Source organism: Paracoccus alkanivorans (assembly GCF_003697785.1).
GTDB lineage: Bacteria > Pseudomonadota > Alphaproteobacteria > Rhodobacterales > Rhodobacteraceae > Paracoccus > Paracoccus alkanivorans.
The window spans coordinates 1-22,316 of sequence record NZ_QOKZ01000020.1 but is presented as its reverse complement, the minus strand read 5'-3'; the positions used below and the strand labels follow the sequence as shown (position 1 = coordinate 22,316).

The following is a 22,316-nucleotide window of genomic DNA, read 5'->3' as shown; positions in this document are numbered from 1 at the left end:
TTCGGGGCGGAATTATAGAACGACCAGTTCGTGGTCTTGTATTTCGTCGGGGTCCAGCTGCTCATGCCCAAAGATATCACGCTGGATTCACAAGATGAATCCCGTCAACCCTTTGCGCAACAAAGCCTGTGCAGCCTGATTGGTACCTGCAAACTCAACGGCATTGAGCCACATGCTTATTTCAAATGGATCTTCGAACAGGTCGCGAATAAGTTGCCACGATCACAATATGACAAGCTATTACCCTGGCATTGCCCGAAAGGCCGGCACGGTATCGAGTAACGCCGACGTCGCAGGCACAGAATATTTCCCTCCGTCCGGCCCGTGCCGGACGGGGCATTGGAGGTGAGGACGGGGAACGGACGTCCGTTGCACTCGCGGAGCCGCCTTCAGACTGAGAGGAAACTTCTACACCGGCGAACGTTTGCGACATCCTATCGTTGGGCGTCAGGCATACAAATTCACTTTTGACTTGTATTTCCGCAATGTTATCGTGCCTCAGACGAGGGGGCAGAAATGATTGATTCAATCTCAAAGTACGGCGCAGGAGGCTCACTCGCGGGATATTTGTTTCAATGCCGACTGGCCTTGTTACGGGGACTTGAACTTGCGAAGAGAAATCCAGCCAGTGTCATTTCCATTGAGAAGTTCGATGATATTTCCTTTGAAACCGATGATCTGGCAAGATGCCTTATTCAAGCGAAACACCATATCGCCGCCAAATCTGTGGACAACAAAAGCGTAGATGTTTGGAAGACGCTTGGGATTTGGATGGAGAGTTTCAGCGCCGGTGTTTTTCAGGCCGAGAAGACGACATTCTTTCTGATTACCACGGCGACGGCTGTAGCCGGATCAGCGCTCGCAAAGCTGCGGGAGGGAGTCTCGCAACAAGACCGCAAGGAGGCACTTGATTTGCTCCGGCAGGCGGCTGAAGAGTCAGATAACAAGATGACCGCAGCGGCGCGGAAGAAATTCCTGTCGCTCACCGATGACGAGGCCAGACTTCTGCTCAGCAGGACCACAGTCTACGACAATCACCCAAACCTCACCGATGTCACAAGCGACATCGAGGCAGAGCTTGTCCTTGTCGCTCCCGGAAAAACGGACTTGGCGGCACAGTATCTGGAGGGCTGGTGGCTGAATGTGGTTGGAAGACAGCTGATCGCAGAACAAAGCTCAACCATCCCGGTTCAGCACATCATCACCAAGGCCAACGAGATCGGTCACACACTCAAGAAGGATGCGTTACCGTTGGACGATCCTGCTGCGCTGGAAGTCAAGGAATACTCGGATGGCGATGAAAAGCGTATCTTCGTACGGCAGTTGCGGGCGATACAGATCGCAGACCGACATATCGAAAGCGCAGTGTACGACTACTACCGAGCATATGCGCAACGCTCGAAATGGGCGCGTGAGAATCTGATCCTTGAAAACGAACTTGGGGACTACGACAGGAAACTTGAGGATTCCTGGCAGCGAAAGCTTGACGGGGAATGCATCGCCTCGGAACCGCAAAGCGCGCTTGTTCCTTATGATTGGCCAGTCAATTGAAAATATAGAGTCCGCTAAAAAACCTTCGCAGTGGCACCCGATAGTCGGGCTGAAGGTCCAAGGGCCGAAAACGCCCGATCCGCAGTGGTCCCCTTATATTGGCGCGTAGCGCCAATATAAGGCCCTGAGATCCTCGTGGATAGAGCTAGAAATAGGGGTCAGATGCAACGCTTACGCCATCTCTCGTACGCGGCCAGACGAAACCGGCCCCTTCGATGCGCTTGTAGACCAGCACCAGACCAGTTCCGTCCCAGACCACAAGCTTCAACCGATCGGCACGTTTGGCCCGAAACACGAAAATTGCTCCGGAAAACGGATCGAGGTCGAACTCCGACTGCACGATCGCCGCCAGACCGTCCATCCCTTTGCGGAAATCCACGGGCTCAGCCGCAAGATAGATCCTGAAATTCCCGGCTGGCGAGATCATTGCGCAGACGCTTCCATGGACTGGATGATTTGGACCAGATCTGCGACGGGATAGTCAGCAGGAAGAGTAATCTCGACCAGGGTCCCAGATATGCATATCCCCTTTTGAACGTGCCCCGTCGGATTCCGCCTGTGGCAGCGCATCCTCGACAAGGATCTCGGTGAAATTTGCCTTGGCCGCCAATCAGCCGCTGTCACCGGTTTGCCTTTGGCCTGCATCCGCCACTGATACACAAATGATTTCGACACCTGGCACTCCTCCATGACCTGACGCACTGTAAGTTCTCCGGCTTCCATTTTCTGGACCACGAATCTCTTGAAGCGTGGAGGCCAGACCCGGCGCCCGGCGGGCGTGACGGGAATAGAGAAACCAAAAGCTTGGAGGGGCAATTTCGTATCCGGCATGTGATCCTCATGAATTGAGGGAAACTTAACACATGCGAGTATAGCCTTTCAGAGGGTTTGGCGGGGGTCAGATGCAACGCTTACGATCGAACTCGTGGGCGAGCTGGGGGCGATCATGCTGCTGGCGGAGGAGGGCAGCAAAAAGCCCCGCGCACAGAGCGGCGGGGCGTATTCGATAACAATGGTTGCGGGGGCTGGCTTCCACTGCTGTCATAAGGGGGACTGGCGGCCCCCCTTCCTCAGCCCTGGCAAAATCGAGAATGCCCATCAGCTCGCCGCGTAGCGCGGCTTGAACCTCGCCACGCCTGTCACCGGGAGTGAGAACAATCTCCCCGATGAGGGAGCGGAGCGCTTCGGCCGCCTGCCGGCCGCCATCCGGATCGCCCAGGGCTTCCGTAAAGCGCTCGACCCGGAGCCGGTAGAGATGGGCGATATTCGGATGCATATCGGGGATATCGACCGGTGCCTCCGCCATGCGCGCGGTGATCTCCGCCTTGTGTCGCTCAAGCTCGTCCATGCGAGCCTTCATAGCCGGCTGATACATGCCGTCCTCGATCGCGGCGATGATCCCCGCGATGGCCTTCTCCACCTTGGCAAGTGCTTTGCGATCCCCTTGCACCTGAACGCGACGATCGCGGTTCAGCCGATTCATTTCCTCGGCATAGCTGCGCACCGCTTCCGCAACCGCGTCGGTTGAGACCAGCCGCTCCCTGAGCCCGGTCAGAACGCGGGCCTCGATCTTCTCGCGGATGATGGTACGGTTGTTGTCACAGGTGCCGCGCCGGTGATGGTTGAGACAACCATAGCGCTCGGTCGTGATGATCCCGTATTTGCCACCACAGCAGCCGCAACTCAGCAGACCGGACAGCAGCGCGACCGACCGGTTCGCCAGATGCAGGCGCTTCATGCGCCCTTCCCGGGTATTGGCCGGGTTCGGCCCGAATATCGCGGCAATCTGCTTCTGACGGGCGCGCACGGCATTCCAGAGCCTATCATCCACGATCCGCAGATGCGGGACCGCCGTCCTGATCCACTCGCTTTCCGGGTTGATGCGGGAGACTCGCTTGCCGGTGCTGGGGTCCTTGATGAAACGCATCCGGTTCCAGACCAGGACACCGGCGTAGAGCTCGTTGTTGACGATGCCGGTGCCGCGCGAGCGATGGCCGCGAATGCTGGTGTCGCCCCAGGCCCGGCCGAGCGGGCCGAGAACACCGTCCTTGTTCAGATCGACGGCGATGGCTTTCGGGCTCTTGCCGGACGCGAACTCCCGGAAGATGCGGCGGATGATCTTGGCTTCCTCGGGCACGATCTCGCGGTCACCCCGGACCGGTTCGCCATTGGCGTCCGTCCTCTTCATCACCCTGTAGCCGTAGCAGAGGCCGCCGCCCGCCTTGCCCTTCTCCACCCTGCCCCGCAACCCGCGATGGGTCTTCATCGCCAGGTCCTTCAGGAACAGCGCATTCATCGTGCCCTTGAGCCCGACATGCAGCTCGGAGATTTCGCCCTCGGCCAGGGTGGCGATCGTGACGCCTGCGAATTTGAGCTGCTTGTAGAGCGTGGCGACATCGGCCTGGTCACGGCTGATCCGGTCCAGTGCCTCGGCCAGCAGGATGTTGAACTCGCCCTGCTGCGCATCACGCATCAGCCGCTGGATGCCCGGCCGCAGGATCGTGCTGGCTCCGGAGATCGCCGCATCCTCATAGGACTCGGTGATTTGCCAGTGCTCCCGCCGCGCATGGTCCCGGCAGAGCCGGAACTGATCCTCGATCGATGCCTCGCTCTGGTTGTCGGAGGAATAGCGGGCATAGAGGGCGACACGGGTCATGGCATTCTCCTTACGGTCAGTCCGGGTCTTCGCTTTCGGCCTCTGTCCCGTCGCAGGACGGTGGTGTATTGTCATTGGCGGCACGGAAAGCCTTTTCGTGATCTTCACGGGCCATGCGCCGGCCGATCAGCCGGGCGATGGTCAGCACCACGGCGTCCAGCTTCTCGGTTGCGGCAACACCGATATCTGCTTGCTGTCCCGGCTTCTCGTTCTCATTGGCCGGTCTCTCTTTTCCCGGCCCGGTCTGCCCCTCGTCCTCCATGCCTCTCCCTCTCTGCACGATGGGAACGGGTATGAAACGGCCTCGAAGCACCTCGGGGAAGTAAAAACCCGGTATCGTAGGGCCATCGGCGGCAAAGACTTGCAATTGGCGGTTTCGCCCTCGCGTTCACACCCGCGAACCGCAGCATAAATCGAGGAGAGGACGTAGCTCCAGCCTGCCGCCGATTCGCGAGAACCTGTCGAGCTATACGGCATCTTCCGGTGCCGGCGGCACATCCGGCGCCTTGTCAAGCAGCCCTGTCAGACTGCCTCGCCTGGCATTGCCGGCCCGGGCCTTGAGAAAGTCATCAGCAGTCTGCATCGCCCCGATCTTCTGGGCAACAGCGGCCACGATCCACTGATTGAGTGACACACCATCTTCCTGGGCCATCCGCGCCGCAGTCTCCTTGAGCGATTGTGGCAGATGCAGCGGGTATTTGTAACGTTGCGCTTGTGTCATGCGTTCAGCCTCCTCACGATCTGTCCCGGTGGGACAACGGTCATGCCCAGTTGCTGTGCCGGGCGAAAATCCTTCACGTTATGCGTCACGATCGCCTCGGCCTCCCCGTTCAGCGCAGCCTCCAGCACCATCTCATCGGCGGCATCGGCCAGCATTGGCCGGGTCCGGAACGAGATATCGACACCCTCGGCGATCGCCGCCAGCGCGGCCATCACCGCACCGACATCCGCCAGTGTATGTCCGGTCGCCTCTCGCACCACGTCTCGGCTCAGCACGGCTTCGTATTCCAGAAACAGTGCCGTCGAGCAAAGCGGTGTGATCAGCCCTTGATCGGCAGACCGCAGGAGCAGGTTGCTCGCGCCATGCCGGCTCCGAAAAGCCGCGACGATCACATTCGTATCCAGAACCAGTCTCATCCGCATATATTGGAAACATCCCATAAGATGTCAATGGAAGCGCGCTCACCTCGGCGAACCTGCCTCTGCGATCAGCAAGACCTGGATGGTAATCTCAGGCTCCGATCAATCCGGATCCGACATGAAGCTGTCGGGCTGGAGACTCTGTCCGATCTGCACAAGATCGGAGAGCGTCAGCCGGAGCTCCCGCCAGGGAAATTCGTCGCAATCCTCCGAACTTTGGCCTTCCCGCAGGATCATATCGAACTTGGCCGCAACACCGGCCAGTGTGGTCGCGGGCGTCGTCGTCAGGGCATCGACCAACTGCTGCGCATGATCAGCGGCCGCCAGTTCCTCTTGCCGTGCCGCGGAGAAGCCGATCAAGGCATCGGCTTCCGCCCAGCGGGTCTGACGCGCCATCAGTTCAGATTTCGCCTTCGCGCATAGATCACCCAGTATGGGATCATTACCAAGCAGGTCTTCGATATCTTCCTCCCGGGACAGGGAGACGGTCGTGCCGTCATCATCCAGATCGATCTCCACGGATGGGAAATCGATCATGCGCATCAACATTGCTTCGAGGCGCTGTTGTTGTCGGCAGAGCGCATCCGTTTGATGATGGGCGGCCTGCCACTCTCGCCACAGCGCCAGGGCAGGATCGGAATCGGACTGATCGGCTTCTGCCCCAGCAACAGGGCCAACGATCTGAAATGGCACAGACATCATGCCTGCCGCGGTCACTTTCAACGCCCTCCGGCGCGTGACGGCAGCATGAATTCGTGTATGGTCGGAATCAGCCATGATCCGAGCTCCCTTAAGCTTGGGTTGCGGTCAGGTCGGACGAGATGGTGCTAACATCTTGTCCGACCGAGTTCGTTGTTGCGGCATTCAACCTTTGATAATTTGTAGAAGATCGAACCAAAAGTCAACCAATGAGACAAACATTTGTCCAATAATAAAATATCTGCCGCGCAATGTCGAGGTGCTCGAGCCATGCTCGGCATAAGCCAACGTCAATTGGCCGAAGTCGCGAGGGTCTCGCGCCCCACAATCGTAGACTTCGAGCGAGAAGCTCGCGTACCCCATCCTAACAACATGGAGGCAATTCGTTCGGCTTTGGAAGCCGCTGGGATTGAGTTCATTCCGGAAAATGGCGGCGGACCTGGCGTGAGACTTGCTCAAGGACGAAATTCTTCGTGAATCGCCGTTTATCAGTAACAAGTCTCCGCCCACTGCCAGCGCGCTGGCTGAATTGCTTACCCCGACAGAACCACCACCGGCCACGATTATTGACTTCCCAATAGCCTGTGCTGGCAAGCGCAGCGGTCTTCCTGCCGCCCCTTCGGGTAACCGCTATCAATTTGCGCTTGCATTTTTGACGAACCACACCATATTGCTAGCATGAATAGCAAGCAGAAGAAGATATTGGCCGCGATCTTCAAAGATCCCGTATCCGGGACAATCGAATGGGCGGCAATCGAAAGCTTGCTTGTTGCGGTCGGATGCAGAACCATTGAAGGAAACGGTTCGCGCGTTCGGTTCGAAAAGGACGGTGTTATTGCCAGCTTCCATCGCCCTCATCCGGCCAAGGAAGCAAAACGGTATCAGGTCCGGGATGCCAGATCGTTCCTGATCCAGATTGGAGTTGAGCCATGAACACCATGACTTACAAGGGGTATCATGCCCGCATCGAATACGATGACGACGATGCAATTTTCGTTGGTCACATTGCCGGTATAACTGATGAAATAGGTTTTCACGCCGAGACCGTGCCGGATCTCAAGGACGCCTTCCACGAGGCGGTAGACGACTATCTCGAGACCTGCACCAAGATTGGCAAGGAGCCTCAGAAACCATATTCTGGGAAAGTCATGTTCCGGATTTCGCCAGAGGTTCACCAGAAAGCGGCTCTGGCCGCTGAACTGTCGGGCAAGAGCCTCAATCAATGGGCTGAAGAAGCATTGGCTGGCGCCGCCTCTCGCGTTCACCCGGCAGAGTGAGGCGGCTTCCCGGTTATGGTCATGGCTGGATGAAAGTTCAGTCACAGCAACCTGGCTTCCGTTGCCGCGGGATGAAAATTCAGGGGCAGATCATTGTTACGAAGGCCGTATGACGAGTTTACAAACCAGTATCAGAAATCGAAAGAATACTTCTTCACGCCGCTGATATTTGAGGCTTTTTCCTTCGTTTCCTCTTCTGGCTGTAGTTCAGAGAGAAATTGATCGAAGTCATTTGCCACAAGAGTAAAGGCTTCCGGGCTTGCTTCTCCTTGCGGGCATTCATGATACCAAAACAAAACTTCCTGACTTGTCGCATGGAGTACGAACAGGTTGCCGAGGCCATCACTGGCAACCGGTATGTATTGGTCTCCCAGCCGAGTTTTGTACTGGTCATAGGTCTCCGAGATACCGTCTCTACCGCTGGAAAGGCCTAACACCACCAGCACAGATTGCCGTCCGTCCTGCCCTGCTAATGAATTAGGTTGTAGCGGTTTGATCTCAACACCATCCTCAAAGGTGATAGCCTGCGCTGATGTACCTAGAAGCGCAATCAGGCTGTCCGGCAAATGTGCCCCGATGTGCGCTTCTACCGTGCTACGGTCCTGCGCGGCAAAGGCAGTATCAGACTTCAAAGGCATAGTCCGGATGCGGCTATCAAGTCCCATTTCAGACCCCCCCTCTCATGTCCGATGCAGAACCAACATGGGGAATGTTATTGTGCAAATCGGATGGAATCAACTGTATCACGGTGTCACTGGAATGATGCGGTGTTAGACCAGCATCCCGCAATAGCTGTCTGGCCGCATTATTGGAACTCAGCCCTCTAGCCTCTTTAAGTTGTTCATATACCTTCGTAAAATCTGCACTTGTGCCGTCAAGTACTCCCGGTTCAAACTCAACATTACCCTTTGACCATTGACTAAAATCTGGGCGGCCGTCTTTGAACGGAACTCCTTTATCTCCAAGAACTTTCTTTGCATCAGGATTATCAGGGTACCACGTTCCGTTCCCTGGTTCTCCGTCCCATCGTCCATTCGATCTGGGCAACCTTGTCCGAGGGTTCTCCGCCTTCCTGACAATCGGAATTTCAGCGTCGGTCGCCCCCGTTCGTTTTTCCGCCACATTGCGTTTCAGCGCCTTGACCAGATCGATCATCTTGTCGGTGACGGACCGCAGCGTGGCAAACATCCGCAGGACCACGTGGCCGGCTCGGCCGGCGCGTGAAAGCTGCGCCGTGACCCGAGTGACAAACGCCGTGAGCCGCGCAGCCAGTGCAGCCCCACCGGTGCCGCCCGTGAACGCTGCAATGATCGCAAAGATAATCGCCAGCACGATCTCCGGGATCAGGTAGCCGCCCGCCGTGCCGATCATGTCCGCCCAGAAATTCGGCGTGGTCGTCATCACCACACCCAGCATGGTCGCACCCAGAACGTCCAGAACACGGGTTTGCTTGACCATCTCGATCATCGCCCCGGCCCATTCGGCGCTCTGCTCGACCAGTTGGCGAAGCGTTTCCGCAATCTCCTCCAGCCCGGGAATACCGGCCAACGCGTCCTTCAGAGCCTCGATTCCGGCCTCAAACGCCTCGATCGAACCTTCCGCCAGATCCCGCAGGATCTGGATGATCCGATCCCTGTTCTCCCAAAGCGCCCGTGCCGACGCGGTCAGGCTGTCCCATGCCTCGCCCGCCATCTCCGGCAGGCTCGATATCCAGTCTCCGACCGCAGACCAGAATTCTCCCTCGCCCTCCCACCAGGCGGTAAAACCCTTCTTCGCCCCCTCGAACAGGGATTTGGCGACACCCCACCAGCCGGAATCCTCCCAGGCAAGAATCCAGGGCTGAAGCGCGGTGTCCATGCTGGCAGCAAAGGCCCGCAAGGCTTCGATAATCTCTGCTTCCAGCTGTGCGATCTCGGCGGCGGCAGACGGGTCAGGCACCAGCTCGGCGGTGATTGGCCCACGTTCGGCGTCGTTGAAATTGAAGCGGCCCAGTTCCGGACGCAAACCCTCGATGTCCTGTCCGTCCTGCATTCCGAAGCTGGGCAGGCCCTGTGTGCGGGCACCGCCATCCAGCACCACTCCGTTCATATCCGTGATCCGCAGCGGCGCCATAGTTACCGGCGTGCGCCAGCGGTCGTTATACTCCGCGCAAACCAGCACCGGCCCCCGGCATGGGGCGGTCACATCACCGGGTGGGATCGCTTCCGCGTAAGCACTGCGTTCGGAGCGCATCGAGACTTCGGCGGGATCGGGGGGCAAACGCGGCGACATCTCAGGCGGCCTTCAGCGAGAAGCGATCGAACCGGTCCCGGAACGCCTTGAACTTTTCCGTTTCCGGGGCAGAGGAACGGCAGATCTCTTCCAGCTTGCCTGCCGGGTCCCGCCGCTCAAAATCCGGCTCATAGAACACCGTCCAGACAGCGAAGAAATGCAGATGGGCATGTTCCCTGAACCCATATGCCCCGAAGCGCTGCATGGCATGCTCGACCGCCGCCTCGATGGCCTTGCGGGGCCGGTGTTCCAGTTCCCGGGCGAAATCCGCCTGTATCCGGTCAATAATACGCTTGAGGCGCTCTGCGGCCCGTTCGCGAGCAATCGGATCGAAATCGGCAAAGCGCAGATGCATCGCCGTGATCGGGGTATCCGCTAGCTTCCCGGCGTCCGGAGAAAGCCGGATATCCGTCTCGTCATGGCGGAGGACGTAGTGCAACGGCACCCCGCTATCCGTCATCATCATGCGGCGCATCCGGGAGGCATCCCCTGCAATGGCATTCAGGAACGGGTGCAGGACACGGGGATCCCAGAAGCGGAAAAACCGCAAGCCGCCATCGTCCTGAACCGGCAGCTTGATGAAGCGCCGCAAATGCTTCTGCACGGCCACGAACGGGGCATCTGTCTGGATCAACAGGCTGGTGCCAGCGGGCCAGTGCTGTGAGAAGAATTTCCGGTGAAAAGCCAGACCCGCCGCCCTTGCCGGCTCCGGGATCGACATATCGATCAGCCACGGTGCGAAATCGGCCGACTCTTCGGCAGCTTTTCCCTCGAAAAGGCAAAGGGCAGGAAGCTCGATACTGTCCAGGACGAATAGTCCGGAGATTTGGCGGCGGAGGCTGGCATCTACCAACATATAGACGCCCGCAGGGGAACCGGAACCGTAGAGCAGGTTCAGCAGGGGCGGTGGGGCGTCCGGGAGAGCTTCAACCAGGTTATCCAGCCCACCGGCTTTGAATGTCTCATTATCAATCTTCAGTTGCTTCAAAAACATCGGGAAAATTTTCCGGAACTGTCAATTACCTGCGCAGTGTAGCCGGAATTTGCGAAACAGGAAACGCAGAACGACTTGCCGCGCGATCCCCTGCAAAGGAGTTTTTCATCAGTCATTCACCACGAAGCTTGCCGTGCTGATGAACCGGATGCTGACGACCATGGAAGTCTTCAGATGGCCGAGTGCGCAAGCGGCCTGATGAGACCATACAAGTATTGCAGGCCAACCCGCGCATTGTCTAACCCAGCTTTCGTGGCATCCTGCGCGGTTATGGCCTCAAGGCCGGCAAGACAACCCATGACCTACGGTGTGGCGGTTGCATCCCATACCACAGAATTATCCCCCCTCTGCTCGAAAGGCAAACCACCTGAGATGAAGAAATGCCCATATGCAAACTACGAGCATATAAACGCCCACGAGCACGGCCTGTGTTGCTGTTAAGAAATTGTATCTACGCGATATTTCCTTGACTCCGGGAGCATAATCAAAAACCCCTTTTACGGGATCATAAAATACACCCATCTTGAGCATCTCGACATACTGAAGAAGCGCCACGCGAGCAAAAAAACCAACTATTATAGATACAAGGAGTGCAACCATGCCAATCGGGATGATTACGGCCCATGCGTTCGATATCCCTTTTCTGAACAACTTACTATTATGTCGACCATTATATATTTGCCATGCAGTGAAGCATGCCAAGGTCCAAGCGAAGAAAGCCAATTGGTTATTGATAGGTGTGCTAATACTTAACTGAAGCTCGGCATATGCGAAATTGAAGTCTGGTTGTTCAATATTTTTAACCATTATCGACTCACGGCATTCTATATTTTAAATACGGATGGGATCTGCCCCCGGTCAAACAGCAATGAAATCGAGACAAATACACAACAATTAAAGTAAACGAAAATCATTCACCAAGGACTTTCCCCAGATCTGCAAGAAAGGCTTCGGCCTCGTTGCAGGCTCGATGTCGGGCTTTCTCATAGTTATGATCTTTCCCGCAGAAACATGAAAATACCTTTCCACATAGGCTCGACATGGACAAGACCATCACCAGTTTCCGTCAGAACTTCGTGCGTATCGCCCGTGGTGTATGGGCGAAAGTGGTCTACGCTCGCGATTTCGCAAAACGCTAATCAAATGCGGTATGGCCAAAATCACTGCTCTGCTCAATCATTACGCCCGCCTGCTTTTCTATCTTCCAGTGATTTCAGAAAAGCAAGAATCAAATGCACCTGTTCACCTGATATTATGTTGGGCGCTGTAAGGATCGAAGAAATCGCCTCAACTTCCACGGACTCCATTAAATGTTCACCACCTTCGGCGTACTCGCGTGCGAAGCGATAGGGAGCTAGGTGTTGTTTGATCGCCTCGGCAAGTGTATTGACCTGACCATTGTGAAAATACGGCGCTGTGAGCGTGACGTTTCGCAGGGGCGGTGTCCGGAAAAGAAATCGATCTCTTGGTTTCCCTGTCGCGTAGTACCTGCCGAGATCTTTTTTATCCCGTATGTCCGGAACGCCAACAGAATGGAACATAAAATCGCTGAAGACGTTGCCGCTATGGCAAACGACACATTTTCCGATACCGTAGAAAAGAAGGGCGCCCCGTTTTTGGTCCTCCGTTAACGCAGTCATATCGCCGGCGAGGTAATGATCCCAGGGCGTATCCCGGGACTGGAACTCAATCTCGATGTAATGCGCCAAAGCATTTCCAAGATGGGCTGGGCGAACCTCGTCCGCGGTAGTCAACCCGTAACTATCGCGGAACAACTCCCCATAAGTCTCCTTGACGGCAAGGCCGCTTGTCTCTTCAGTGAAGAGGCGTAGCACCAAGTGTGCCAACACATCTTCTGGCCTCTGAGCGACGGCGGCCTCGGGGGCGAGATCATTGAAGGCGCCCGGCTTTCCGAGCATTTCCGCCGGTGTGAAAATTGGACGCACCGATTGAAGCGCCATCAGATTTTCGAAATCGGTCGTAGCGAGAGCGTCAGGTAACACGAGTCCGCCTTGATCAGCGGCGAACATGGCTTGGAGCCGTCCATCCCACAGCATTGTAGAGACATCGTTGTGATCGCGGTTCCATAGATCGGGTACATTGCGCGCCGGAACTTCAGACAACAGATCACTCGGCACGCTCAGGCGCACTTCCAGTGCCGCGCCGTCAGCCGTCGCATATTCCGCCTTGTGACAAGTCGCACAAGATCGATCCTCATGCCCACTCAGGAGAGGATCGTGAAACAACTTCTCACCAAGTCGAAACTTTGGGGCCTGCACGTAGTCCTTCAGTGATAGCGGAGTGAGGCCAAATCTCGTGATCGCAGCGTGCAGTTGCGCATCTAGCGAATCCGCACCTATATGCATTTCCCGAAGATCCGGATAAGTCAGATCTGAGGTGGCAGAGAGATGCTGCGCGGCAAGCGCGTGATGTGATACCCCTTTCGACAGGAGAGTTTCTTTCAACGCGGCGTAGCTATTGCAGGGCAGACGCCCGATCTCAAAAGCCCGATCCAACAGGAGCTCTTGGGTTGGGGTCATCCGGTCCCGTATCTCCCGAGCCCACTCTGTTGTACGAAGAGCTTGATCACAGGCAGCAGCTAAGGAGCGGTAGTCCGCCTCTTTTCTCCAGAGCAAGATTCGCGGATGCAGTTCGGTGAGGTATAGCCAAATTGTCAGGCAGAGACCGATGGCGATTACAGCAACTCGGAACAAAAAAATGAATAAGCTAGGGGGGCTGACCGGCATCACCTTTCTGGTTCCGGCTCAAAATCGAGAGCTGATAGAAACGCGACGATGTCCGCAATCTCCCGATCATTCAATTCCACCGCATAGCTCGATTCCTGCGACCATCGCGCAATCTTATGGTACACCTCGGTTCGATCCAACACTGACAGTTTGCTGGTATCGATCCGCGCTAAGGGATCCACATGGGCTCTGACGGTCTCGACCAAGTCCATCTCCCCACCCGAATGCGAGTACGGCGCCGTCTTCGTTACGTTGTAGAGAGGCGGTGTTCTGAAGGCATAGAGATCTTGGGGATCTTGAGTGAAGTTGTAGCGACCGTAATCGATTCCAAACCCGTTGAAGCCGAAACCGAACTGCGCGAAGGGGATCGCGTGAAACTCAAAATCCGAGAAATAGGGGCCGGTATGGCAGGAGGCGCACTGTGCCCGCCCATAGAAGAGCAGGCCCCCAGCCAATTCCTGTTCCGTCAGTTCCTCCCCATCGAACACGAAGTGATGCAGCTTCGTATCACGCAATCGAAACTCGGAGCGAATGAACGCTGCAATGCCTTGAGCGATCTGCAGGTAAGTCAGTTCCTCGATGTTGAGATTGAAGGCTGCTGCCATTGGCGCAGCGATTTCCGGCGTGGCCCTGATGCGGTTAGCAATCTCTTCGTGTACCTTTGCCGCGGTGGCAACGTCCCCCTGACGGAGCCATTCCGTTTTATCGCTTTCTCCAATCATTTCGCGAAATTCTACCGTGGGTAGGTGGGCAGCAACGACCAGCGGGTCGTCCGACGGAGCCATTGCGCCGAACTGGCTCAGGACCTCTCCCGACCTTGCATCCACGCGCCCATCCCAGAAGAAAACGTCGTAGCCTACCCCACCTCGCCCCCAGAGCGCCAGCGCATTGCGCGAAAGGACCCCGGCCGGACTTTTCATCCGCTCGATGCCCGCGCCAACACCACCGGCCCCATGCCCAAGCGGCAAACCGTCCGCGGACCCAAACTCGTCCAAGTGACAGCTACGGCAAGAAACGTTTCGGGTCAGCGACAATAGTTCACTCTCAAAAAGGAGCTTTCCGACTGCCGCCTTCTCCGGCTCAAACACTGGCCAAAGCTCTTCGGCGGGACGAAGACCATTTTCGAGCGCCGCCTTTCGCAGAACAGCTTCCCGCATAGTTTCCGCAGCCACTGGCACCGCAGTGAACAAAGCAATGGCAATCATGAGCTTAGTAGCGGATTTCATGGATCTCGATCACATCCTGCAAATCTGTTGCTTTCGCTTCGATAGCCTTGAGAGCCATGTATCCCAAAGCATTCTCGTCGAGACCGAAGAGGATCAATCGTTTCCGCAGAAGATCGTAATCCTGGCAATCGACGAGGGCAATCTCGCTAGCCTCAAGCGTTCGGAGAGTGCGTTCGGAAGGTTCTGCTTCGACGTTTTGCTTTGCCAAGAGATGCGCACGCATCGAGCGATCACAGCGATAGGTCGCCTCCTGATAGGCAGACTGCGTGATCAAAATTGCTGCCCATTTCCAAAGCGGGGGGATGATCTGTCCAGCCATCACGCCCGTCGCAAATATTGACGCAGCTACGATCGCTCTATTGCGCAACAATATTGAGCGCATCCAGAACCTCAGGGGTGATCGTGCCGGTAATCTGCAGGCCCCAGTCCTTCTGAAACTTGCTGATTGCGGTCTTTGTGCCGGTACCGACGATACCATCGATCGTACCGGTATAGTACCCATAGGCATAAAGGGCCGTCTGAACACGTTTGACAATGTTGAGAAAAGCCGCGCTATTGCCTGGCAAAGTTTTCGGGGCTTCCGGGGCGCGCGGCATTACGTATGATGGGGGGGTGCTATTGCTGGAGGGTGCAGAAGGCCGATATATTCCGCTACCGGAATAGCCTCCGCCGGAAGACGATCGATGGCTACCATGGGACCCATGACTCGAGTGCGACCGGTGTCTGGCGAGCGTAAATTTGTGTTCACCGCGGAGGATTTGAAACAAGGTGCCGGACTGATCGTCATTCCGGTCTATCCGGGGAGAAACCACTAAGGCTGGCGCGGTCTGCGGTAGATAGCCGGCCGCAGCAAGCGTAATGGCGAATTTCCCGAATTTCTTCATTGCGGATGTATCCCCATGAAACCGTCCTCCTCCCGATACCATTCAAAGAATCCTGCACAGCGAATCCGTGTGCTGCAAGATTCACACTCTGGTAAATACTTCTGTTTCCAGTCCGAAATCGATTGTGCCGCAAGGTTCCGGAACACCGGTGGAATCGTGCAGAGCGGGAAGTTGTATAGCACGACGCTCTGACGACGCGCACTCATCAGGTCTATCGCGGCGCCGAGATCTGTGAATTCTTTACTGCTGTCGAAAAAGCAATGACTCCAGTTCATCCGGCCATAGCCGATGCGCTCCATTTGCATGATGGCCCATGTTGCCGCGAACGGTAGATAACGGGTAATGAAATCCGCCAGGTCGGGGAGCCCGGACACGTTCTGTTTCATGACGACCGTTCTCAACTCCAATGCAGCACCGGCAAGGCCCAAGAGCGAAAAGTTACCTGAAAGCTGCGCAAAGGCGCCGGGCTTGCCGACGATTTCGTCGTGAATCGCAGCATCGGCGGAATAAATTGGTACGCCCCAGAGCAATTGGGCGCGATGGCTACGCAACCATGGCAAGTCCCCCTCATCGAAATGCTGTCCGTTGGTGAGGATATGGAAGCTCAGATCGTCTCGAGTCGTCCAGGCTGCATCAATGAAATTGAACAGTGCTTGCTTATGAAGCAGAGGCTCGCCACCGGAGAGACCGATTTGCGCTCCCAAGGGCGCAAGCCGGGCCGCGGAAAGGAAGTGTTCAAACATGTCTTGGTGGTGCTCTTTGGGAGGCTGAGAGCACATAAGACAACGCTGATCGCATTGTTCGGTGATTAGGAAGGTGTTGTGCCGCGAACGCGCTCGGATGAGCCGGTGCGCGATCTGCCGCCGCGGATCGATCAGCAATACATCCCCTGCGATGTCCTTGGGCGCCACATCTCGAATGCAGAACTCGGTGTGTTCTGCCCGATAATTCAGAACGCCGAGTTTCTCGAAAATTAGTGTGGCGTCGTCACGACACTGCCGTGCACCGTTCGAAATCCTGACCACAAAGGGCGAGAGGGAGCGGTCACATTCCGATCTGAGGCGCAGCTGAATCATGGCGCAATCGGCCTCAAGGCATCCGGGAGCTTTTCTAACCCAAGCCAGCTGCACAGGGTGAATTCGACAGCTGGATCCCGACTGTAAAGTAGTTCGATTGCAAGATCAAAAACAGCGAGATGTCGTTGGCAGAACCAGCTCTCCTGGCGCGGTACATCGATCCGGCCGTTGCGCGACATATCGTCTATGGGATCCGTTCCGCAAAAGGGCTGATACGGGCAGTGAATACAGTCGGGATCGAAATTATTGATATGGCTCGGCGCCAGCAGCGCAAGCTTCTCCCGATCGAGCCCGTCTATAACACTTCCGATCGACAGGTTGATTTGCCGGATGCGCGCGAGCATGCGGGCCTCGTCGCTGGAATAGATCTGCCCATCGAAGTCAATAACGGCATTTGCTCCGGTCGGAATGTTGGGATTTCTCAGGTCGGTGTGGCTGTCGGCACCGGGCGCGAGGATCCTCCGCAAGCAATGGGCGAGGTAGAACTCCTCCATCACTCTGCCTGTCCGCGAGTTCCTGGCAATCAAGGAGTAGATAAATTCCTGGTAATATGAGGTCCAGGTTTCGGAGGTCCTCGCGGAAGGATGGCTCTTTCTTGCGAACCCTTGGTAGTTGACCGGACGCAGATAAAGAGAGGTGAAACCGAATTGCTCGTAGGCACTGATGAGTTCTTCAGGCTGAGGCGGATGCTTCATGTCGATCGTCGGCAGGGCGGACACCCGCTCAGGCCCGATTAAGTCGAGCACCCGGACGAGATTTTGGTGAAACTCCTGCGTCAGATAAGCGCTTCTGGTTCGGTTTTGGGTGTGGATCTGATGAGGTCCATCCAGAGAAGTGCTGATTAGAACGTCTTCGCTCGCCAAGAACTCAAGAATATCCGCATTGAGGGTTTGAAGGTTGGTACAGACCACGAAACGAGCCTGCTGAAACCGCCGTCTCGCAAAATCTGCGATCGCCTTTAGATGATCGAGCCGCAGAAATGGCTCTCCACCCTGAAACTCGATCTGGATTTCGTTGACTGGCAAGTTATCGAAAAAAGCCAGCACCCTATCAAGGATCTGCTCATCCCAATCAAATCCCTTCGCGGCAACAGGCGCCCGGGACACCTGGCAATAGGAGCATTTCAAATCGCAGCGCAGTGTCGGGATGAGTATGACGTATGCTGACCCGTCGCTAATGTACTGGCGCTTCGCCCATCGGGTTAGAAATGCTGTATGAGCTAGTTCGCTCGCCTCTTGAAAGGTATGACCTCTCGCACTCAGGAAATCGACATCGGACTGATTGAGTTCGTCCCGAGCGTAGCGATCAACGAAGTTGCCGTCCGCAAGGAAGTAGTTTCCCGAGTCATCCGCGATGATCATCCTGTGATCGGTGAGCTCACGAAATCGTAATGGCCAGACCTGCATCACAATGCCAACATCTGGTAGAGGCTCTGCCGCAATGGCAGTGTCTCATGAAATATCTTTTCGCGATAGATCTGATAGATTACTTCTCGCTCGAATTTCGGAACATCAGCTTCGAGCGTTCCAAAGGCCGTCAACCCTTCTGCGGTCACCTCGATTTTAATATTCGGAAAGATGTATTGAAGGCGCAGGATTGCAGAAGGGATGAACTCGTGAAAATTAGAGGATATTGAAATATCTATTACTTTTTCGACGGACATTGTTGGGATATTCAACCTTCTGACAGTTTTATTTCTGTTTCGAACTTCTCAGACACCCTGCATTTTCAGCACTGAGAACTTCAAGCATGACAAACAGGAAGGTCCCTCCTTATCGCAGAAATTTATGCACCCAATATTCCAGAGGGCGGTAATCTGATGCTGCTCCATTACTGGCATTGTCAGATTTTCGCCATCGGCAGGTCACGATTCGATGTTAAGCGGTTTTTCGCCGATTGCCTAGTGAAAAAGCAGCCGCGACACTCATCCATAAACTTCAAACCAGCTCTACTCCGGAGTATCCGCCACACAGCATCTTCGGAGACCTATTTGTCAGTCGGGTCGCCTGGCCATGTAGCGGGTCAACCTACCGCAACTCCCTTATGATCTCGCCAAGTTTGTGTCACTCGTCCACGATCGTGGTTCTCTTCCATGACCAAAGCCATACGTCAAAGCTAATCGGCTCAATGGACGATTTCGTGCCTGTAACGGATGCCCCAATAGATAACCTGAATGCTGGCATAGAGATCTTATGACTGAAAGCGATTGACTCAAACCTGCCACTTCAACCCGAACCCATACCGCATCGCCCCCCATGCCCCCGCAACCTTCGTTCCTCTTCGTCTTCCGGCCGCCACCCCACCGGATCCGCGATCCAGTGGTTGATCTCGGATTCCCGCCAGCCGGCGCCATGGACGCTGATCCTGATCTGGGCCGGGAAGGTACCTTCGGCGATCTTGCGGTAGATGGTGGATCGGGACAGCCCGGTCCGGGCAAGGACGGTTTTCAGGCGGATGATACGGCCTGGTTCCGGCATGGTCGTGCTGCCTCCTGCTGATAGCTTCTGGTCCAGACAGGAAAGGCAGGAAGGTCCGCGCAAGAGAGAGCATCGCCGCGTCGTATTGTGGCGCGGTATGGGCGGCAAATCGGAGGGTTTCACAATCCGAGCCCGCGTCCCCGACCGAGATCAATGCCGTGATGGAAGGCCAGCTCCGCGCCGAGCCGGCGGCCCGATTCGAGGCTGATGCCGAGTTCCTTTTTGCGATTGGCGAGAATGGATTCCAGCTGCGGGTCGCGCTCCAGGCTTTTCGCCATCTCGCCCATTTCCTTCCGCGCGGCGTGATAGCCGGAATAATCTCCCACTGCATATCTCTGCTCAACGGCCCGGTCGAGGTCCCGCCAGCGGGTCACGAAGCGATCCGCGCGGCGTTCAGGACTGGTGCGCATCTCCGTTTCCAGTTGCAGCGCCCGCACGGCACGCCGGACCTGACCTGTCGCCGCCTCACGCGCGAGACCCGGGTCCTTCCTGTAGGCGGCCTCGGCGTCATGCGAACCGAAGGGCCGCAGCTCCTCGAAGTGCTTCCGGGCGTCGTGCAACTCCTTCACTTGCTCGGGGCCGGCCTTGCCGCCCCGCTCCTGGGCCTCGAAGATCGCGTCCACGGCGCGAGCGTGCCGCACCAATGCCTGTGTGCGGGCGCGGCGCAGTATCCGCTCCCGATCTTCCGAGGTCTCGGTCTCCGGCAGATGGGAGACCTGCTGCACGAGGTCCGAGCCTGCTCTTCCCCGTTCCGGCCCGGCCCCAGCCTCGGGACCAGGCACGCCATCACCAAGGGAGCGCCGCCCATCCAACATGTCATCAACGGCATCTCGCAACCGTTTCGGCACGAGCTTGCGGATGACCTCGACGACGCGCGCCCGGAAGTTGATGCCGCGCCGCTCGGCATAATCCTGCACCGGATCACGCGGCTGCTCATAATCCAGCGCCATGTCCTTGGCCCGGTCGCGCGACAGGCTGCGGATCAGCCGATCCTGACTGGCAAAATCATCCCGGCCGTAATGCAGGTCCATCTGCTCGCGATGCCGCGACATTGCGACATAGCTGCCATGGGCGTCCAACCCCGGGGTCGCCAGCACATGGGTCCGGTCCACGGTCATGCCCTGTGCCTTGTGGATCGTGGCAGCATAGCCATGATCAATGCGGTCGTAATCCTTGAGGTCGAAGGAGATGTCGCGCCCATCGTCGGTGCGCACGGTCATGCTCTGTGTGCTGACGTCCTCGACAGTGCCGAGCGTGCCATTCTTGACGCCAAGCCCGCGCTCGTTCTGCAGGAACATGACGCGGTCGCCGGCGGCAAAGCTTCGCGCACCGCGCTCGACCATCACGCGCACATCCTCGCCAAGATCACCCGCCTCCCGCATTTTCTGCCGTGCAGCGTCATTGAGGGTGCGCACTGCCGCATTGGTATGGGTGAGAATGATCCGGCTATGATCCGGTGCCGCCTGTCGATCGCGATCCCAGCGGGTGATCAGATCATCGCGCGCCTGGTCCCGCGTTGCCGCCGCATGCAGCATGCCATGCGCGTCATAGGCATGGATGGCCTCCTGAGTTCGGCCGGTCGCCAGATCGCGCGTGGCGTCCCGCTGCCAATCCTCGCGTTGGCGGCGCACGGTTTCGATTTCGACACCACCGTGACGGTCATGCAGCGACCGGAAGGCCGCACCGGCCTCGATGGATTGCAACTGCTGCGGATCGCCCACCAGCACGACTTTCGCCCCGCGCTCGGCGGCATGGGACAGCACGCGCTCCATCTGCCGCGTGCCGACCATGCCCGCCTCGTCGATGACCAGCACATCGCGGGCAGTGAGCAGATCCCGGCCCTGCGCCCAGCCATGTTCCATGCTGGCGATGGTACGCGAGGCAATCCCCGATCCGCTTTCGAGATTCTCGGCCGCGATGCCGGAGAGCGCCACGCCGCGAACTTCAAGGCCCACCGTTTCCCAGGCGTCGCGAGCCACGCCCAGCATGGCGCTCTTGCCGGTCCCGGCATAGCCGATGACGATGCCGAGACCGCGCCCTTCGATGACATGCGCCAGCGCGGCCCCCTGCTCGCCCGACAGGACCAAGCCACGCGCGGCGGCCCGCGTCAGCGCGCGTTCCCTGTCCCTGTCGCTGACCCCATGCAACTCCTTCTCCGCCATCAGTTCCGCCGCGCGATGCAGCCGCTGTTCGGTCTCGATCATGTCCCGCGTGGTGAGGCGATCCTGGCCGCGTGGATCCTTGCCCAATTCGACAAGACCGGGAGACCGGCCCATTGCGCCCATGACCGCGTTGAACTGATCGATGCCGTCGCTGTGCCGATGCGCGAAGCGTGCCATGTCGCGCCGCGTGAAACTCGATTGCTGATGGGTGATTGCGTCCAGCGCAATGGACGGATCGGCGATGATCCGTGCGCCATTGTTGCGGGCGATCTCGCGATGCATCTCGGCACGATCGGCGGTTTCGATGCCGTCAAGCTCGATCCGCTGTGCCGATGCGCCGATCTGTGTTTGCGGCTCCAGGTCAATGCCCTGCGCCTCGAGGCTGCGATGATCGATCCGGGCATCGATGTCGAGTTCCATCAATCGTTCATTGACATGTTCGGCCCAGCGTTGCCGCCAGCGTTCGACCAACTCCGTGCGGTTCCAGTCGCGGTTCTTCTTGCCGAAACCACTCTCATCGACCTCGCGCATGGTCAGCATGACATGGGCATGCGGCCTGGGCATGCCGTCCGCACCGATATCCCAATGCACATTCAGATCGGCGATCATGCCCTGATCGACGAATTCGGATTGGGCGAAATCGCGGGCGAGCGCGACGCCCTGCGCCTCGCTCATCTCGCGTGGAATGGCGAATTCCACCTCGCGGGCAAGCTGCGCGTCCTTCCGCAGCTCGACGGCTTCGACATCGTTCCACAGCCGTTCGCGATCCTGCCAAATCTCCGGTGCGTTCTCCGGCAGCAGCACCTCGGAATGCACGACGCCGCGTTTCCTGGAAAAGTTCTGCTCGCGGTCGAGGCGGTTGTCGCGCAGTCGCGCCCCCGCGCGGTAAGCGGCCGCGGCCACCGCGCTGCGGCCCGTCTTGCGGGAGATGACCTGAACGGAGAGGTGATAGATCGCCATGATGGCAGGTGATCTATGCCGTCGCGGCACACGTCGGAACGACGTATAAGCGCGCCCTTCCTCGAAAAATTCTCGGGCGGGACCGGGCCGTCCCGCAGCGTCCCGGCGACCCTACAGCCTTCCGACGGGGGCGCCGTTATCATTGTCCCATCAGCAACTCATGGAGGACGACATGCGCAAACCACGGGATTTCGAT

General features: G+C 57.3%; 25 protein-coding genes. 6 read left to right on the top strand and 19 right to left on the bottom strand.

Annotation, left to right across the window (positions count from 1 at the left end; genetic code table 11):
* The first annotated feature begins 63 nt into the window (after positions 1-63).
* Together C9E81_RS22065 and C9E81_RS22060 are read left to right on the top strand one after the other, a co-directional pair.
* Positions 64-282 (top strand): transposase domain-containing protein, encoded by a 219-nt coding sequence (locus tag C9E81_RS22065; protein ID WP_147457646.1) that lies wholly within the window; start codon positions 64-66, stop codon positions 280-282.
* 234 nt (positions 283-516) lie between these two features.
* Positions 517-1,551, top strand: a complete 1,035-nt coding sequence (locus C9E81_RS22060; protein WP_122114521.1) for an ABC-three component system protein — start codon at positions 517-519, stop codon at positions 1,549-1,551.
* Between the two features lie 145 nt (positions 1,552-1,696).
* Here C9E81_RS22060 and tnpB read toward each other — a convergent pair whose 3' ends face one another.
* The 6 genes from tnpB to C9E81_RS22025 all read right to left on the bottom strand — a co-directional run bounded on the left by tnpB (position 1,697) and on the right by C9E81_RS22025 (position 6,124).
* On the bottom strand, positions 1,697-1,978 hold the full coding sequence (gene tnpB / locus C9E81_RS22055; RefSeq protein WP_122114520.1) for an IS66 family insertion sequence element accessory protein TnpB: 282 nt from the start codon (positions 1,976-1,978) through the stop codon (positions 1,697-1,699).
* Positions 1,979-2,449: 471 nt separating this feature from the next.
* On the bottom strand, positions 2,450-4,207 hold the full coding sequence (locus C9E81_RS22045; protein ID WP_122114518.1) for a recombinase family protein: 1,758 nt from the start codon (positions 4,205-4,207) through the stop codon (positions 2,450-2,452).
* A gap of 16 nt (positions 4,208-4,223) precedes the next feature.
* Complete coding sequence (locus tag C9E81_RS22040) at positions 4,224-4,469, bottom strand: hypothetical protein (RefSeq protein ID WP_122114517.1); 246 nt, start codon at positions 4,467-4,469, stop codon at positions 4,224-4,226.
* Between the two features lie 204 nt (positions 4,470-4,673).
* Positions 4,674-4,928, bottom strand: coding sequence for a toxin-antitoxin system HicB family antitoxin (locus tag C9E81_RS22035; RefSeq protein ID WP_122114516.1), 255 nt, complete (start codon positions 4,926-4,928; stop codon positions 4,674-4,676).
* Positions 4,925-5,350 carry a putative toxin-antitoxin system toxin component, PIN family gene (locus tag C9E81_RS22030; RefSeq protein WP_243698775.1) on the bottom strand — a complete coding sequence of 142 codons (426 nt, stop codon included), beginning with the start codon at positions 5,348-5,350 and terminating at the stop codon, positions 4,925-4,927. Before C9E81_RS22030 ends, C9E81_RS22035 begins: the two co-directional genes overlap by 4 nt.
* Positions 5,351-5,449: 99 nt before the next feature.
* A complete protein-coding gene (locus C9E81_RS22025; RefSeq protein ID WP_147457645.1) occupies positions 5,450-6,124 on the bottom strand; it encodes a hypothetical protein in 675 nt (224 codons plus the stop codon).
* Positions 6,125-6,316: 192 nt separating this feature from the next.
* On the opposite strand from C9E81_RS22025, the gene C9E81_RS22020 reads away from it, so the two are divergent.
* Genes C9E81_RS22020 through C9E81_RS22010 form a run of 4 tightly spaced genes read left to right on the top strand, consistent with a single transcriptional unit; the run spans position 6,317 to position 7,323 of the window.
* Complete coding sequence (locus C9E81_RS22020; RefSeq protein ID WP_122114514.1) at positions 6,317-6,523, top strand: helix-turn-helix domain-containing protein; 207 nt, start codon at positions 6,317-6,319, stop codon at positions 6,521-6,523.
* Positions 6,498-6,728 (top strand): hypothetical protein, encoded by a 231-nt coding sequence (locus C9E81_RS23050; RefSeq protein WP_166462010.1) that lies wholly within the window; start codon positions 6,498-6,500, stop codon positions 6,726-6,728. Before C9E81_RS22020 ends, C9E81_RS23050 begins: the two co-directional genes overlap by 26 nt.
* Entirely contained in the window at positions 6,725-6,979 is a 255-nt protein-coding gene (locus C9E81_RS22015) for a type II toxin-antitoxin system HicA family toxin (protein WP_122114513.1), read from the top strand. The genes C9E81_RS23050 and C9E81_RS22015 overlap by 4 nt, the downstream gene beginning before the upstream one ends.
* Positions 6,976-7,323, top strand: coding sequence for a type II toxin-antitoxin system HicB family antitoxin (locus C9E81_RS22010; protein ID WP_122114512.1), 348 nt, complete (start codon positions 6,976-6,978; stop codon positions 7,321-7,323). Before C9E81_RS22015 ends, C9E81_RS22010 begins: the two co-directional genes overlap by 4 nt.
* 131 nt (positions 7,324-7,454) lie before the next feature.
* Here C9E81_RS22010 and C9E81_RS22005 read toward each other — a convergent pair whose 3' ends face one another.
* The 13 genes from C9E81_RS22005 to traA all read right to left on the bottom strand — a co-directional run bounded on the left by C9E81_RS22005 (position 7,455) and on the right by traA (position 22,120).
* Positions 7,455-7,988, bottom strand: a complete 534-nt coding sequence (locus C9E81_RS22005) for an SMI1/KNR4 family protein (protein ID WP_122114511.1) — start codon at positions 7,986-7,988, stop codon at positions 7,455-7,457.
* Between the two features lies 1 nt (position 7,989).
* Positions 7,990-9,594, bottom strand: coding sequence for an HNH endonuclease family protein (locus C9E81_RS22000; RefSeq protein WP_122114510.1), 1,605 nt, complete (start codon positions 9,592-9,594; stop codon positions 7,990-7,992).
* Position 9,595: 1 nt separating this feature from the next.
* Complete coding sequence (locus C9E81_RS21995; RefSeq protein ID WP_122114509.1) at positions 9,596-10,588, bottom strand: DUF4123 domain-containing protein; 993 nt, start codon at positions 10,586-10,588, stop codon at positions 9,596-9,598.
* Positions 10,589-10,924: 336 nt separating this feature from the next.
* The gene (locus C9E81_RS21990) at positions 10,925-11,395 is read right to left on the bottom strand and encodes a hypothetical protein (RefSeq protein WP_122114508.1); all 471 of its coding nucleotides are present in this window, start codon (positions 11,393-11,395) and stop codon (positions 10,925-10,927) included.
* Between the two features lie 365 nt (positions 11,396-11,760).
* Positions 11,761-13,128 (bottom strand): cytochrome-c peroxidase, encoded by a 1,368-nt coding sequence (locus C9E81_RS21985; RefSeq protein ID WP_166462013.1) that lies wholly within the window; start codon positions 13,126-13,128, stop codon positions 11,761-11,763.
* A gap of 206 nt (positions 13,129-13,334) precedes the next feature.
* Positions 13,335-14,561, bottom strand: coding sequence for a His-Xaa-Ser system-associated MauG-like protein (locus C9E81_RS21980; protein WP_122114506.1), 1,227 nt, complete (start codon positions 14,559-14,561; stop codon positions 13,335-13,337).
* Positions 14,545-14,880, bottom strand: a complete 336-nt coding sequence (locus tag C9E81_RS21975) for a TIGR03982 family His-Xaa-Ser system protein (protein ID WP_166462012.1) — start codon at positions 14,878-14,880, stop codon at positions 14,545-14,547. Before C9E81_RS21975 ends, C9E81_RS21980 begins: the two co-directional genes overlap by 17 nt.
* A 37-nt stretch (positions 14,881-14,917) precedes the next feature.
* Positions 14,918-15,445, bottom strand: coding sequence for a peptidoglycan-binding protein (locus C9E81_RS21970; protein WP_122114504.1), 528 nt, complete (start codon positions 15,443-15,445; stop codon positions 14,918-14,920).
* Positions 15,442-16,521, bottom strand: coding sequence for a His-Xaa-Ser system radical SAM maturase HxsC (gene hxsC, locus C9E81_RS21965; RefSeq protein ID WP_122114503.1), 1,080 nt, complete (start codon positions 16,519-16,521; stop codon positions 15,442-15,444). The genes C9E81_RS21970 and hxsC overlap by 4 nt, the downstream gene beginning before the upstream one ends.
* Positions 16,518-17,927 (bottom strand): His-Xaa-Ser system radical SAM maturase HxsB, encoded by a 1,410-nt coding sequence (gene hxsB, locus C9E81_RS21960; RefSeq protein ID WP_166462011.1) that lies wholly within the window; start codon positions 17,925-17,927, stop codon positions 16,518-16,520. The genes hxsC and hxsB overlap by 4 nt, the downstream gene beginning before the upstream one ends.
* Complete coding sequence (locus tag C9E81_RS21955; protein WP_122114501.1) at positions 17,927-18,184, bottom strand: hypothetical protein; 258 nt, start codon at positions 18,182-18,184, stop codon at positions 17,927-17,929. The genes hxsB and C9E81_RS21955 overlap by 1 nt, the downstream gene beginning before the upstream one ends.
* Before the next feature lie 562 nt (positions 18,185-18,746).
* Entirely contained in the window at positions 18,747-18,998 is a 252-nt protein-coding gene (locus C9E81_RS21950) for a helix-turn-helix transcriptional regulator (protein ID WP_122114500.1), read from the bottom strand.
* A 119-nt stretch (positions 18,999-19,117) separates the two neighbouring features.
* Entirely contained in the window at positions 19,118-22,120 is a 3,003-nt protein-coding gene (gene traA / locus C9E81_RS21945) for a Ti-type conjugative transfer relaxase TraA (RefSeq protein ID WP_122114499.1), read from the bottom strand.
* Positions 22,121-22,316 lie beyond the last annotated feature (196 nt).

Coding starts and splice junctions, on each gene's coding strand:
- C9E81_RS22030 (WP_243698775.1), bottom strand. CDS start 5,350: ATGCGGATGAGACTGGTTCTGGATACGAATGTGATCGTCGCGGCTTTT.
- C9E81_RS21980 (WP_122114506.1), bottom strand. CDS start 14,561: ATGAAATCCGCTACTAAGCTCATGATTGCCATTGCTTTGTTCACTGCG.
- C9E81_RS22060 (WP_122114521.1), top strand. CDS start 517: ATGATTGATTCAATCTCAAAGTACGGCGCAGGAGGCTCACTCGCGGGA.
- C9E81_RS22035 (WP_122114516.1), bottom strand. CDS start 4,928: ATGACACAAGCGCAACGTTACAAATACCCGCTGCATCTGCCACAATCG.
- C9E81_RS22040 (WP_122114517.1), bottom strand. CDS start 4,469: ATGGAGGACGAGGGGCAGACCGGGCCGGGAAAAGAGAGACCGGCCAAT.
- traA (WP_122114499.1), bottom strand. CDS start 22,120: ATGGCGATCTATCACCTCTCCGTTCAGGTCATCTCCCGCAAGACGGGC.
- C9E81_RS21955 (WP_122114501.1), bottom strand. CDS start 18,184: ATGTCCGTCGAAAAAGTAATAGATATTTCAATATCCTCTAATTTTCAC.
- C9E81_RS21995 (WP_122114509.1), bottom strand. CDS start 10,588: ATGTTTTTGAAGCAACTGAAGATTGATAATGAGACATTCAAAGCCGGT.
- hxsB (WP_166462011.1), bottom strand. CDS start 17,927: ATGCAGGTCTGGCCATTACGATTTCGTGAGCTCACCGATCACAGGATG.
- C9E81_RS21975 (WP_166462012.1), bottom strand. CDS start 14,880: ATGGCTGGACAGATCATCCCCCCGCTTTGGAAATGGGCAGCAATTTTG.
- C9E81_RS21950 (WP_122114500.1), bottom strand. CDS start 18,998: ATGCCGGAACCAGGCCGTATCATCCGCCTGAAAACCGTCCTTGCCCGG.
- C9E81_RS21970 (WP_122114504.1), bottom strand. CDS start 15,445: ATGAAGAAATTCGGGAAATTCGCCATTACGCTTGCTGCGGCCGGCTAT.
- C9E81_RS22005 (WP_122114511.1), bottom strand. CDS start 7,988: ATGGGACTTGATAGCCGCATCCGGACTATGCCTTTGAAGTCTGATACT.
- C9E81_RS22045 (WP_122114518.1), bottom strand. CDS start 4,207: ATGACCCGTGTCGCCCTCTATGCCCGCTATTCCTCCGACAACCAGAGC.
- C9E81_RS21990 (WP_122114508.1), bottom strand. CDS start 11,395: ATGGTTAAAAATATTGAACAACCAGACTTCAATTTCGCATATGCCGAG.
- C9E81_RS22010 (WP_122114512.1), top strand. CDS start 6,976: ATGAACACCATGACTTACAAGGGGTATCATGCCCGCATCGAATACGAT.
- C9E81_RS22020 (WP_122114514.1), top strand. CDS start 6,317: ATGCTCGGCATAAGCCAACGTCAATTGGCCGAAGTCGCGAGGGTCTCG.
- C9E81_RS21985 (WP_166462013.1), bottom strand. CDS start 13,128: ATGACCCCAACCCAAGAGCTCCTGTTGGATCGGGCTTTTGAGATCGGG.
- C9E81_RS22065 (WP_147457646.1), top strand. CDS start 64: ATGCCCAAAGATATCACGCTGGATTCACAAGATGAATCCCGTCAACCC.
- C9E81_RS22015 (WP_122114513.1), top strand. CDS start 6,725: ATGAATAGCAAGCAGAAGAAGATATTGGCCGCGATCTTCAAAGATCCC.
- C9E81_RS22000 (WP_122114510.1), bottom strand. CDS start 9,594: ATGTCGCCGCGTTTGCCCCCCGATCCCGCCGAAGTCTCGATGCGCTCC.
- hxsC (WP_122114503.1), bottom strand. CDS start 16,521: ATGATTCAGCTGCGCCTCAGATCGGAATGTGACCGCTCCCTCTCGCCC.
- tnpB (WP_122114520.1), bottom strand. CDS start 1,978: ATGATCTCGCCAGCCGGGAATTTCAGGATCTATCTTGCGGCTGAGCCC.
- C9E81_RS22025 (WP_147457645.1), bottom strand. CDS start 6,124: ATGGCTGATTCCGACCATACACGAATTCATGCTGCCGTCACGCGCCGG.